Origin of the sequence: Cryptosporangium phraense (genome assembly GCF_006912135.1) — a bacterium.
Taxonomy (GTDB): Bacteria; Actinomycetota; Actinomycetes; order Mycobacteriales; family Cryptosporangiaceae; genus Cryptosporangium; species Cryptosporangium phraense.
In genome coordinates this window covers 1-11,926 of the sequence record NZ_VIRS01000069.1, presented here as the reverse complement: position 1 = coordinate 11,926, position 11,926 = coordinate 1, and the positions used below count along the sequence as shown (strand labels likewise).

Genomic DNA, 11,926 nt, shown 5'->3' with positions numbered 1-11,926 from the left:
GCTCAGAACCCCGGAAAGTCGACACTCCGCGGGCTGCCCCGGCCGGGGCGATCACGATGCGGCTCCGGGTGAGTGGCCGGCGCACCACGAAGGATCGGCCCGGACGGTCTCGTTCGACCGGGTCAGCTATCGGCAGCGCTACGCGGTTACCTCTACTGGGAAACCGTTCAGGACGGCGGTGCCGCTGACGGCGTCCAGTAGCTCCGGGTCGGTGAGGGCGTTGGCGTTGACGCCGGTCGTGCGGTCGGCCACTCGGAGACGGGTACCGGGCAGGCCGTGACCGAAGCCGTGCGGCAGGCTCACCACGCCCGGCATGATCGTCGGGCTCGGTTCGAGCACCGTCGCCACCGCGCCGACGCGGGAGCGCACCTTCACCTCCTGGCCGGCTTGGAGGCCGAGCCGCTCGACGTCGTCCGGATGCATCTGGAGCGTGCAGCGGTTCGAGCCGCCGGACAGCCCGCCGACGTTGTGCGACCAGCTGTTGTTCGTGCGGAGGTTGCGCCGTCCGATGAGGACGAAGCCGCCTCGGCGGGCGTCGGCGCCTGCGCGGAGGCGGGGCAGGTCGGCGAGTATCTCCGAGGGTGCCAGCTCGACCTGGCCGGAGGCGGTGGCCAACACTGCGTCCAACGACGGCTCCAGGGGGCCCAGGTCGATGCCGTGCGGGGTGTCGCGCAGCTTCTGGAGCGAGAGGCCGCCGGGGCGGGCGCCGAACGCGTCGCCGTCGGGGCCGAGTCGCAGCATCAGGTCGAGCCGCCGCTCGGTGCTGTCTACGCCGCTCAGCGCGGCTGCGAGCTCCTCCGGGTTCCGCCCGTGCACCGGCGAGGCCGGGTCCTTCACCGCCGCGGCCAGGGCCGCCCCGACGATGCCACCGTCGAGCACCTCAGCCGCCCGCGCGACACCCCCGTCACCCCGCCCGACGTCCTGGCCGGCCGCGATCATCGTCAAAGTAGCGAGGATCTCGGCCTCGTTCGGACGGCCCGGCGCCCGCTCCAGCACCGCCGGCGAATAGCGGGCCACCCGCCGCACCGCGAAGCCCAGCAGCGCCACGTCGTAGTGGCCCGCTTCCAGGATCCGCGGCGGCGGGAGGATCACGTCGGCGTGCCTCGTCGTCGCGTTCAGGTACGGATCGACGCTGACCAGGAAGTCGAGCGTCTCCAGCGCCGCATCCAGGCCCGGCCCGTCCGGGGTGGACAGCACCGGGTTGCCGGCCACCGTGATCAGCGCCCGGATCTGCCCGTCGCCGGGCGTCCGGATCTCCTCGGCAAGGGCCGCGACCGGGAGCTCGCCGATCGCCTCCGGCAGGCCGCGGACGCGGCTGCGCCAGCGGCCGAGCGTGAACGGCTTGCGCCGGCGGACGCGGCCGTGGGGCGGAACCGGGATCATCGCGCCGCCCGGCCGGTCGAGGTTGCCGGTGAGCGCGTTGACGACGTCGACGAGCCAGCTGGTCAGCGTGCCGAACTCGGCCGTCGACGTGCCGATGCGGCCGTACACGACGGCGGTGGGCGCGGCCGCGAGCTCCCGCGCGAGCCGAACGATCTCGTCGGCCGGCACCCCGCAGACCTCGGCCATCGCCTCCGGCGGAAACGCCAGCCCGCCCAGCTCGTCGAGCCCCGCGAGCCGGTCGTCGGCGACGACCAACCCCTCGGCGAACAACGTGTGGACGACACCCAGCAGCAGATACGGGTCGGTGCCGGGACGGATGAACAGGTGCCGGTCGGCCAGCGCGGCCGTGCGCGTGCGCCGCGGATCGACGACGACCAGACGCCCACCCCGGGCCTTCAGCGCCTTGAGCCGCCCCGGAAAATCGGGCGCGGTGCAGAGGCTGCCGTTCGACTCGAGCGGGTTCGCGCCGAGCATCAGCAGATAGCCGGTGCGGTCGAGGTCGGGCACCGGGATCGCCACCGGGTCGCCGAACATCAGCCCGGCCGACACGTGCTTCGGCAGCTGATCGACGCTGGAGGCGCTGAAGACGTTCTTCGTGCCGAGCGCCTTGCGCAGCGGCGTGAGGTAGAGCTGGCCGGCGACCGTGTGCGCGTTCGGGTTGCCGATGTAGAGCCCGATCGCGTCGCCGGAGTGCGGGGCCAGCCCGGCCTCGACCGCGGCGAACGCTTCGTCCCAGGTGGCGGGCTCCAGCACGCCGTCGCGGCGGACCAGCGGGCCGGTCAGCCGGTCGGGGTCCTGGTCGAGCTCGCCCAGCGTCGCGCCCTTGGGGCAGACGAAACCGCGGCTGAACACGTCGTCGCGATCACCGCGGACGCGGACAACATCGCGCCCGTCGAGCGTGATTTCCAGCCCGCACACGGCCTCGCACAGCGGACAGGTGCGGTAGGCCGTGCTGGTCATGACCGCGCTCCTCGTACCGAAAGGGTCGGACAGACCTCAGTCTCCCCGACCCCCCGGACAATTTCAGATCAATACCGAGGCCAGCTCCCGGAACGCCTCGGCCGGGAACGCCTTCCGGTCGTCGTTCAGCACCTGGATCGTCACCTCGTCCGCACCGGCCTGGTAGTGCTTCTCCAGCCCGGCGGCGACCTGCTCCGCCGTCCCCCACGGGATCAGCGCGTCCACCAGCCGGTCGCTGCCCCCGTCGGCCAGCTCGGACTCCGGCCACCCGATCCGGACCAGGTTCTGCGTGTAGTTCGGCAACTGCAGATAGCCGCTCATGTACCGCCGGGCCACAGCGCGCGCTTCCGTGGCGTCCGCCTGGAGCACGACCGCCACCTCGGGCGCGAGCAGGGCATCGGGCCCCAGCACCGCACGGGCCTCGGCCGTGTGTTCGGCCGGGACGAAATACGGGTGCGCTCCGCGCGCCCGGTCGCGGGAGAGCTCCAGCATCCGCGGCCCGAGCGCGGCCAGGACCCGCTGCTCGGGGGCGGTCCCGGCCGCGTCCAACGCGTCGAGGTACTCGACCATCCGCGAGTACGGACGCCGGTACTGCTCCCCCTTGCCCTCGACCGCCGGCGCGTGGCTCGCGCCGAGGCCGAGGAGGAACCGGCCCGGATGGGCCTGTTCGGCGGCGGCGGTGTAGGCCGCCGCGTCGTCCGGGGACGCGTGCCAGATGCTGACGATGCCCGGGGCGACGCCGAGGCGTTTCGTACCGTCGAGGATCTCGCGGAAGCGGGCCGGAACGCCGTCACCGAAGCCGCCCGAGAACCACAGCCGGTGAAATCCGAGTTCTTCGAGCTCGGCCGCCGCGGAAACGGCCGCGCCCGCGTCCGGAGTCGAGAGGAAGTAGGGCTGCCACACGCTCACGAGTCGTTGCGCCATACACGAAACCCTAGCCCCGCAGTTCGGCGAGCAGCTCCTCCATCCGAGCGTCCGAGTCGCGGACGCCGTGCTCCATGCCGGAGGCGACCATCCCGTCCCGGTCCTCCACCGACTGGAAACTCGACACGGTCCGGACCAGGGTCCGGCCGCCGGACTCGGTCATCGTCAGCGCCTCGAGCGTGACATGGCCGGGCAGGCCGAGGAACTCGAACGTCTGGATCGTCAGGTCCGGCGACGGGTCGCCGTGGAACACCCCGCGGAAGCCGAACTCGGTGCCGTTCGGGTCGGTCGCGGTGTAGTTCCAGCGGCCGCCGTCGCGGACCTCCCACTCGTTGATCTTGGTGGTCAGCTCGCGGGGGCCCATCCAGCGCGGGACGAGGTCGGGGTCGGTGTAACAGCGGAAGACCAGGTCACGGGGGGCGTCGAATTCCCGGGTGATCATGATCTGGGAGGTGCCGGGCTCAGCGGTGATCTCGGTCTTGGCCATCGTCTTCTCCAGCCTGTAGTTCGAGGAGCAGGTCGTCGAGTCGGTCGTGGCTCGTCTGCCAGAACTCCCGGTAGTCCACGAGCCACTGGGTCGCGTTCCGCAAGGGCTCCGCCTCCAAGTGACTGAGCCGGGCCGTGGCCCGGCGGGTCCGGGAGATGAGGCCGGCGTTCTCCAACACCTTGAGGTGCTTGGAGATGGCCGGCTGGGACATCGCGAACGGGCCGGTGAGCTCGCCCACGGTGGCGTCCCCGGTAGCCAGCCGCGTGAGGATCGCCCGACGCGTGGGGTCGGCCAACGCGCCGAACACGAGGCTGAGCTGGTCTGTCGGCATCAATAACCACCTAGTTCTAAAACCGATGGGTTAAGGATGTCGACGGGCTAGGACCCTGTCAAGACCTTCGCGGCCCGGAACGCCGACGACGGCGGCACCGGGCTGCCGACCACGGGTTTGCCGAAGTACCAGCCCTGCAGCCGCTCGACGCCGGCGGCCACCAGCGCGTCGACCTGGTCGAGCGTCTCGATGCCCTCGGCCACGACCTCCAGGCCCAGCGTGTGGGCGAGGTCGATGCAGGCCCGGGTGATCGCGGCCGCGGCCGGGTCGTCGGTGAGCTTCACGGTCAGCGACCGGTCGAGCTTGAACTCGGTGGCCGGCAGACGCTGCAGATAGGACAGGGCCGAGTACCCGGTGCCGAAGTCGTCGATCGCGACGCCGACCCCGGCCCGGCGTAGCTCGGCCAGCACGTCCCGGCCGGTGTTGAGGTCGCCGATCGCGACCTGCTCGGTGATCTCGACGGTCAGCGCCGACGGCGGCAGCCCGCGCGACCGGAGCCCGTCGAGGACCTCGTCCACCAGCGTCGGGTGGAACAGGTCCGAGGCTGACAGGTTGACCGACACCTCGATGTCGCCGCCGCCCTGGCGCCACTGCGCGACCTGGTCCAGCGACATTCCGAGCACCCGCCGGGTCAGGTACGGCGTCAGCCCGGTGCGCTCGGCCAGCCCGATGAAGTTGTCGGGCGCGATCATCCCGTGCTGCGGATGCCGCCACCGCACCAGCGCCTCGTACCGGGCCGGAGCCGTCGGCGACGTGGCCACCAGCGCCTGGTAGTGCATCTCGAGCGAGCCGAGCCTCTCCCGCGACCCCATCCCGAGGAGCAGCCCGCGCAGCTCGGCCGCGCGCTCCAGCGCGTCCCGCTGCCGGTCCGGGCCGATCGAGTCGTACCGCACCCAGCCGCGCCGCTCGGACTTAGCCCGGTACATCGCGGTGTCCGCGCACCGGAGCAGCTCGACAGTGCGCTCCTCGACGGTCCCGGTGTCCCCGGCGTCGGCCTCGACCGCGACCCCGATGCTGACGTCCATCGGGATCGCGATGCCACCGACCGGCAGCGGCTTGCGCACCGCCTTCAGCAGCCGCTCGGCCAGCGGCCCGACGTCCGGCGTCGACGTGAGCACGGCGAACTCGTCGCCGCCGAGGCGTCCGAGGAGGTCGTCCGGCCCGAGCACGTCGGCCAGCCGCGGCGCGAGCGCCGCCAGCAGCTGGTCGCCGATCTGGTGGCCGAGGCCGTCGTTGACGTCCTTGAACCGGTCGAGGTCGAGCAGCAGCACGGCCCGGGTCCGCCGGTTCCCGGCCGCGAGGGACTCCTCCACCCCGCGGAGGAACCCGCGGCGGTTGTACAGCCCGGTCAGCTCGTCGGTGATCGCCAGCCGGTGCTGCTCCCCCGCGTCCAGCAGACTGCGGACGCCGAAGCCGACGCGAATGAGCGCGGCCAGCACCGACAGCGTGGCGAGCAGGGCCGACACCCAGGTCTCGCCGGTCACCTCGGTCAGCAGCAGCACGACCACGGCGGCGGCCGCGCAGATCAGCGGGGCGACGAGCGTCCGCAGGTCGACCGGGCGGTCGGCCATCCGCCGGGGCCGGGACCAGGCCGCGGCCGGGATCAGCAGTCCGGCGACGCCGGCGAGCTGGTCGACCATCTCGATGTTCCCCGAGCCGCTGGCGAGCATCCGGCTGGTCAGCGCGTTGCCGACCGCCATGTCGAGCACCAGCGCGCAGAGCAGCAGCCAGCCGGTGTCGAGCCGCCAGCCGGCCAGCGCGGCGATCGAGCCCATCATGCCGACCAGCACCATCGTCAAGGCCGGGTAGCCGAGCGTGACGATCGCGTCCAGCGGGCTGCCGCCGGTCCAGGTCAGCACGGACCGGCCGAGCACCAGCGCCATCACCGACGCGCCGAGCAGCCCGGCCGCGACCGCGTCCCAGATCCGGACCGTGCCCACGCCGCCGACCAGCGGACGGGACAGCCGCCAGACGCCGACGCCGAGCAACGGCAGCGCGGGGAGCCAGAACGCGTCGGCGAGCGAGAACGAGGGCACGTCGACGCCGGACGAGACGATCCGGTCCCAGACGACGTACCCGGCCCCGGTCGTGGCGGCCATCGCACCGATCAGCGCCCAGGCGAGCCGCTGGGCCGGCATCAGGACGCACCGCAGGACGACGAGGAGCAGGCCGACGCCGAGCAGGATCTCGACCAGCGCCCAGGGCGACCAGAGCCGCACCGGAGAGCGCTCCGAGTGGCCGCTCCACACCCAGCCGAGGTGGATCGCCAGCACCACCGCGAGCACGCCGACGACCAGCCAGACGACACGCGACACCGCGGTCACCGCGGAGCGCTTGGCCATCTCGCACTCCGTTCGGGCTCGTTCTTAACCCTTTTGTAGGAGCTTCGTCCGGGAAGCTCAGAACCTGAGTCGATCCACTCCCCCAGCGCTCACACGTATCTACACCATGCGGTAAACAGTGACTTCTCGCAGTCGCCGGATTGGCGTAGCGTGAGTACGAACAAGTGTTCGAAACGGGGAGTTGGCATGTCTGCTGCACCGATCGCCGTCTACGGCGCCACCGGCCACACCGGCCGGCTGGTCGCCACCGAGTTACTGGCTCGCGGGCACCCGGTGGTCCTCGGCGGGCGCGACAAGATCGGGCTGATCGAGCTGGCGGCCGAACTCGCCGAGGGCGATCGGGTCACGGTGCGGCCCGCGGCGCTGGACGAACCGGCCGAGTTACGCGCGCTGGCCGGCAGCGCCCCGGTGCTCGTCCACTGCGCCGGTCCGTACTCGGTCACCGGCGAGCCGCTGGTCAGCGCGGCGATCGACGCCGGCACCCACTACGTCGACCACGCCGTCGAGGTGCACCACGTCAAGAACCTGTTCGACGCCTACGGCGCGGCGGCCGAGCGGGCCGGCGTCCTCGTGTGCCCGGGCCTGTCGTTCTACGGCGGGTTCGGGGATCTGCTGGCCTCGGCGGCGGCCGGCACGGCCGGGGCGGCCGCGGTGGAGAAGGTGACGGTCGGGTACGCGGTGAGCGGCTGGCGCATGACGACCGGCGCGCGGAACACCGCGGAGCAGCTGATCGGCGAGGTCGAACGGATCACGTACGCCGACGGCGCGCAGCGCGTCGGAGAGCTGCCGATGTACACGACGACGTTCGAGTTCCCGCCGCCACTGGGCCACCGCGAGATGATCGGGCCGTTCCCGACCGGCGATGCGGTGACGATCCCCCGGCACGTGCCGACCCGCGACGTCGAGGTACTGCTCACCGCGAGCACGTTCGCCGAGCCGCAGGTCTTCACCAGCGAACACGTCGACGCGGCCGAGCGGGCGCAGACCGCGTTCACGGTGGCCGTCGACGTGCGGACCGCGTCCGGGCACCGGCTGACCCACCTCACCGGCCACGACATCTGGTGGGCCGGCGCGGTGGCGTCGGTCGAGGCCGCGCTCGATCTGGCGCTCGACGGCAAGGCGCCGGGGGCGTCCTCGGGAGTGCACAGCCCGGCCGAGGCGTTCCCGGCCGGGCCGTTCCTGCGGCGCCTGGAGGATCTGGGCGCCTTCGCGCTCAACTGATCTTCAGGCGCACCAGCTGCGGGTCGTGGTCGCTGGCCTGGTCGGCGTACTCGGCGTTCACGTGCACGATGTCGTACGAGTACGAGCGGGCCGCGGCCTTGCTGAGCAGGATGTGGTCGAGCACCTGGGAGTTGCCGTCGAACACGTACGTGTAGCGCTGCGAGACCGGCAGCGTGGCCGGCAGGTCGATCAGCTGGGTCCCGGCCACGGTCTTCACCGCGGTGGAGAACTCGAAGTCGTTGAGGTCACCGATGACCGCGATCCGGGCGCCGGCCGGCAGCTTCTTCACGAAGTCGTTGACCAGCCGGGCCTGGGCGGTCCGCTTCGTCGCGCTCGGGGTCGCGGGCGGCTGGAAGCGGCCGAACAGCGGCTGGTCGCCGCCCTTCGAGGCGAAGTGGTTGGCGATGACGAAGACGTGCTGTCCACGGTAGACGAATTCGCCGACCAGCGGCTTGCGGCTGTCGGCCCAGGCGTCGTTCGCCGGGTCGATGCGGCCGGGGTTGAGCGTCAGGTGCCCACCGGAGACCGCGACCGGGGTGGTGGAGTCGCCGGCCGGAGCGTTGGCGAACGTCACCCCGCGGCTCGGGGCGAACAGGAAGCCGACCCGGATGTTGCCGCCGGGCTCGCCGCCGTCCTGGTCGTCGACCGGGTCGATCTGCCGGTACTGGTAGGCCGGCCCGCCGGCCGCGGTGATCGCGGCGATCAGCTTCGCGTAGGTCTGGTCGGCCGCGACCGTCCCGTCGTCGGTGGCCCCGGTGTCGTCCTGCACCTCTTCCAGGGCGAGGACGTCGGGCGCGCGCAGGTTGGTGACGATGATCGACGCCAGCCGCGCGAACTTCGCGGGCGGGTCGCCCGGGTCGAGGTTCTCGACGTTGAACGTGCCGATCGAGAGCTCGGTGCCGGTGTCGGCCCTGGTCGTCTCGGGCTTGAGCGTCCCGGTGAACGTGGTGGCGGCGGTGAGCGCGATCTTGACGTTGCCGAAGCTGTAGCTGACCACGCCGGTGGGCGCCGTGGTCGCTCTGGCGCCGACGTCGACCTTCGGGGGCGTGAAGCCGAGCCCGTCGTCGAGGATGATCCGCTCGGGGTTGGCGTCGTTCGGACGGAGCACGATGCCGCCGCGGGCGCTGCGGGGCCCGGCGCCGCTGGTGACGACCGGGAGTTCGTTGAACGAGTTGGTCGGTCCGACGGCCTGGGCGTTGGCGACCGTGACCCGCATCGACTCGAGCGACTCGTAGTAGTCGAGGCCGTCCTGCGCCGGGTCGAATGTGCCGGCTTGCTCGACGTCCCCATGGGCGTCGTTCTCGATGACCGACGTCGGCGGGTGCAGCACGGTGGCCTTGGGGAGCGGGTTGCCCGACGACGTGACGGTCACCGTCGGGCTGGTGAGCTCGGTCGTCGTCAAGTTGGCGACGCCGTCCGCCCCGCCGGGGCGGAACTCGCTGACCGTGCCCTCGACCGTCACCGCGTCGCCGACGGCGACCGTCGGAGCCGAGCCGGTGAAGACCAGGATCGCCTCGGACGTGCGCGCGTCCCGGTCGGGCTGCGGGTCCTGCAGGTAGAAGCCGTTGGACGCCTTGGCCGTGACGATCCCGGGGACGCTGACCGCGGTGCCGCGGAGCGGCGACAGGTGCGCCGCGCCCTGCACGTCGTGGATGCGTGTCGCGGTCGCCGCGTGGGCGGGTGCGCTGCTGAGCATCGCGGCCGTGAACACCGCGCCCGCCGCAGCGGCTGTTGTCCTTCGCACCATTCTGTCCTCTCTGGTCACTCCGGTTATTAGCCCATATCGTCCGGAACCAGGAGTGACAGATCGGCGAACAGCTCTGTTACGGCCCCTGCGAGTCGGGGCAGGGGAAGGGCTCGCCGCACCAGTCGCAGACGCCGTCGACCGGCACGTGGAGGCGCCGGAGCGCCTCCCGTGCGGCCAGTTGTTCTGCTTTCCGTTCCTCGGGCGTGAGGCCGGCGTCGAGGTCGTCGGCTTTGTTGGCTTTGTCGCTGGCGTCGTCGGCGGCTTTGTCGGCGGCGGCGGCTTTGTCGGCGGCGGCGGCGCCATCGGCGGCGTCGGGCATGGGGCCGGTCAGTGTCGGGGCGCCATTGCGACGACGAGCGCGGGCACGAGCCGGACCAGCCATCTCAGGTCACCCCCGGGAGCGCCGTCGTCGGTCACCGGCGACCGGCCGCCCTGACGACGGGTCACCCTAGCGCGCGCGTTCGGGCTCGCGAACTCCACCAGCACCGTCGATTCCTTCATCGTTCCCCCTCCGGTCTCGACCCTCATCAGTTCTAACGACGCGTCGGCCCGCTAGCGACTGGTAACTCGGTCAGCTGACCCAGAAGGTGAACGGCTCTGGCCAGAGGTTCGGGCATCGGCCTCGTCCGAGCGGCGGAGGTCCTAAGGTGGATTCATGGCCGAGCGGGTCGTGACCCTGCAGGGTGCGAGCAATGTCCGGGACCTCGGTGGCCTTCCCACGGTCGACGGTAGACAGACCCGGTTCGGCCTGCTCTACCGGTCGGATGCGCCCAGCGAGCTGACCCCGGCCGACGTCGAGGAGCTGGTCGGCGTGAGAGGCCTGCGCCAGATAGTGGACCTGAGGTCGGTCGAGGAGACCGAACGCGACGGCGTCGGCCCGCTCCAGACGGCCGGTCTCGAGTACGCGAACCACCCGATGAGCAGCGACCCCGGCGTCGGAATGGTGGTGCCGGAGCTGCTGCGGGGCAGCATGTCCGGCCACTACTTGGGCTATCTCGGCACCGGCGCGGAGGGGGTCGTGGCCGCGGCGCGCCTGCTCACCGACCCGGGGCGGCAACCGGCGCTGGTGCACTGCGCCGCGGGCAAGGACCGCACCGGCACGCTGGTCGCGATCCTGCTCGACGCGGTCGGCGTCGAGCGCGACGCGATCGCCGCTGACTACGCGATGACCGACGCCAACATGGACGCGATCGTCGAGCGCGTGGTCCGCCGGCTGACCGCCGCCAACGGCGGCGTCCTCCCGCCGCACCCGCGCACCCTGCCGGAGGACTCGCGTCACGCGCGCGCTCAGACGATGGTCGAGTTCTTGGAGCAGCTGACGACGGTGTTCGGTGGGGGTGGTGGGTGGCTGGTCGCTCACGGCTATTCGGACGCCGATCTGGAGCGGTTTCGGGCGGCGTTCGTGGCGTAGTGGTGTTTGGAATTTCGCGAGGGCTCGGCGGGGCTCGGCGGGCCTCCGCCGGTGGCGGAGACACCGGCGCTTGCCGATGCACCCCTCGCGGCGGAGGCATCTCCCGCGGCGGAGGCGGCCCTCGCATCGTGCGCACCGCCCACAGCAGTGGTGTCGATCGTGACGAGGTCGCTGGTCGACGCGGCGCTGCTCGCACTCTGGGATGGAGGGATATTTGGTCGGCGCACCTTGATTCGGTAGCGGCAGTCGGGCCGCAAGGCGCCGACGGCGTAGCAGTTGTCCGGCTCGAAGGGCTGCGCGAGTGGTCGAGGCGGGGGTGGACCACGATTCGGCGCGCTTGATCTCAATACGGCGGCTGGTGGTAGCCAGGGCGTTCCTGCGGATGCGGCGCCAGGCTCCGCCAGATGCCGGGGCGGTGGCGGGGTGAGGCCGCGTTGGATGCCTCTGTGCCCGCGGTGGGTGCGGTCGGTCGTGACGATGCGTCCGCGGCGGCGCGCTTGCTCGTGCGCCGGGTATCAGTCCGGCGACGGATGTCGATGTGCGAGGCGGGCGTGGTTGCGTCCGAGGCGAGCGGCTCCGAGGAAGCTGTACCGTCGCACCGGTTTGGTCGGCGGGGGAATGCTCTGTCCACGGCGGCTATCCGATGTGGCGAGCGCGTCGGCGGGAGATGCGCCTACAAGGGATGCGTCAAGCGTCGCGGTGGTGTGTGTGCCTGCGTGGCGGGTCGGTCTGCGCCGGCGGCGACTGCTCTTGCCTGGCGGCCGGTTCAGCAGCGGTGGCGACGCATCCTTGCCGGTCAGGGACTCGGCCGCCGCGCCGGCCGATGGCGTCAGCTCGGCGGGCCACCGCTCCGCCAGACCCCGCTGAGGCAGGCCCAGGTGCCCCGCTCCGGCGGGCCCACCGCTCAGGCGGGCCCACCACTCAGGCGCACCACGGCTCAGCCAAACCACCGCTCAGGCGGGACCGCGGCTGCGGCGGGCCTACCGCCGCGGCGAACGCTCTGCCGCACCAGGCAGCGGGGCCACGCTCACCGCGAGCCAGCGCTCTACCGCCGCGCCCTCGCCCAGCGCCTCCATAGCCCCGCGCCCCGCACCCCGGCGGCCCCGCACCCGGCGGCCCC

10 protein-coding genes are annotated in these 11,926 nt (G+C 72.0%); 2 read left to right on the top strand and 8 right to left on the bottom strand.

What is annotated here, in order from left to right:
- Positions 1-138: 138 nt before the first annotated feature.
- The 5 genes from FL583_RS39520 to FL583_RS39500 all read right to left on the bottom strand — a co-directional run bounded on the left by FL583_RS39520 (position 139) and on the right by FL583_RS39500 (position 6,427).
- A complete protein-coding gene (locus FL583_RS39520; RefSeq protein WP_142710056.1) occupies positions 139-2,343 on the bottom strand; it encodes a molybdopterin-dependent oxidoreductase in 2,205 nt (734 codons plus the stop codon).
- Between the two features lie 63 nt (positions 2,344-2,406).
- Positions 2,407-3,267: a TIGR03620 family F420-dependent LLM class oxidoreductase gene (locus FL583_RS39515; protein WP_142710055.1), complete on the bottom strand. Its 861-nt coding sequence runs from the start codon at positions 3,265-3,267 to the stop codon at positions 2,407-2,409.
- Positions 3,268-3,277: 10 nt separating this feature from the next.
- The gene (locus FL583_RS39510; protein ID WP_142710054.1) at positions 3,278-3,754 is read right to left on the bottom strand and encodes an SRPBCC family protein; all 477 of its coding nucleotides are present in this window, start codon (positions 3,752-3,754) and stop codon (positions 3,278-3,280) included.
- On the bottom strand, positions 3,729-4,085 hold the full coding sequence (locus FL583_RS39505) for an ArsR/SmtB family transcription factor (protein ID WP_142710053.1): 357 nt from the start codon (positions 4,083-4,085) through the stop codon (positions 3,729-3,731). The genes FL583_RS39510 and FL583_RS39505 overlap by 26 nt, the downstream gene beginning before the upstream one ends.
- A gap of 47 nt (positions 4,086-4,132) precedes the next feature.
- Positions 4,133-6,427, bottom strand: coding sequence for a putative bifunctional diguanylate cyclase/phosphodiesterase (locus FL583_RS39500; RefSeq protein ID WP_142710052.1), 2,295 nt, complete (start codon positions 6,425-6,427; stop codon positions 4,133-4,135).
- A gap of 186 nt (positions 6,428-6,613) precedes the next feature.
- Here FL583_RS39500 and FL583_RS39495 point away from each other — a divergent pair, with 186 nt between their 5' ends.
- Positions 6,614-7,648, top strand: coding sequence for a saccharopine dehydrogenase NADP-binding domain-containing protein (locus tag FL583_RS39495; RefSeq protein WP_142710051.1), 1,035 nt, complete (start codon positions 6,614-6,616; stop codon positions 7,646-7,648).
- On the opposite strand, the gene FL583_RS39490 is transcribed toward FL583_RS39495, so the two are convergent.
- The 3 genes from FL583_RS39490 to FL583_RS40675 form a co-directional block, all read right to left on the bottom strand.
- A complete protein-coding gene (locus FL583_RS39490) occupies positions 7,641-9,395 on the bottom strand; it encodes an endonuclease/exonuclease/phosphatase family protein (protein WP_142710050.1) in 1,755 nt (584 codons plus the stop codon). The two genes, FL583_RS39495 and FL583_RS39490, sit on opposite strands and share 8 nt — an antisense overlap.
- A 76-nt stretch (positions 9,396-9,471) precedes the next feature.
- Positions 9,472-9,714, bottom strand: a complete 243-nt coding sequence (locus FL583_RS39485) for a hypothetical protein (RefSeq protein ID WP_142710049.1) — start codon at positions 9,712-9,714, stop codon at positions 9,472-9,474.
- Between the two features lie 8 nt (positions 9,715-9,722).
- On the bottom strand, positions 9,723-9,896 hold the full coding sequence (locus FL583_RS40675; RefSeq protein ID WP_170324112.1) for a hypothetical protein: 174 nt from the start codon (positions 9,894-9,896) through the stop codon (positions 9,723-9,725).
- A 154-nt stretch (positions 9,897-10,050) separates the two neighbouring features.
- Here FL583_RS40675 and FL583_RS39480 point away from each other — a divergent pair, with 154 nt between their 5' ends.
- A complete protein-coding gene (locus tag FL583_RS39480) occupies positions 10,051-10,806 on the top strand; it encodes a tyrosine-protein phosphatase (RefSeq protein ID WP_142710048.1) in 756 nt (251 codons plus the stop codon).
- The last annotated feature ends 1,120 nt before the right edge of the window (positions 10,807-11,926 follow it).

Coding starts and splice junctions, on each gene's coding strand:
- FL583_RS39520 (WP_142710056.1), bottom strand. CDS start 2,343: ATGACCAGCACGGCCTACCGCACCTGTCCGCTGTGCGAGGCCGTGTGC.
- FL583_RS39505 (WP_142710053.1), bottom strand. CDS start 4,085: ATGCCGACAGACCAGCTCAGCCTCGTGTTCGGCGCGTTGGCCGACCCC.
- FL583_RS40675 (WP_170324112.1), bottom strand. CDS start 9,896: ATGAAGGAATCGACGGTGCTGGTGGAGTTCGCGAGCCCGAACGCGCGC.
- FL583_RS39480 (WP_142710048.1), top strand. CDS start 10,051: ATGGCCGAGCGGGTCGTGACCCTGCAGGGTGCGAGCAATGTCCGGGAC.
- FL583_RS39495 (WP_142710051.1), top strand. CDS start 6,614: ATGTCTGCTGCACCGATCGCCGTCTACGGCGCCACCGGCCACACCGGC.
- FL583_RS39490 (WP_142710050.1), bottom strand. CDS start 9,395: ATGGTGCGAAGGACAACAGCCGCTGCGGCGGGCGCGGTGTTCACGGCC.
- FL583_RS39510 (WP_142710054.1), bottom strand. CDS start 3,754: ATGGCCAAGACCGAGATCACCGCTGAGCCCGGCACCTCCCAGATCATG.
- FL583_RS39485 (WP_142710049.1), bottom strand. CDS start 9,714: ATGCCCGACGCCGCCGATGGCGCCGCCGCCGCCGACAAAGCCGCCGCC.
- FL583_RS39515 (WP_142710055.1), bottom strand. CDS start 3,267: ATGGCGCAACGACTCGTGAGCGTGTGGCAGCCCTACTTCCTCTCGACT.
- FL583_RS39500 (WP_142710052.1), bottom strand. CDS start 6,427: ATGGCCAAGCGCTCCGCGGTGACCGCGGTGTCGCGTGTCGTCTGGCTG.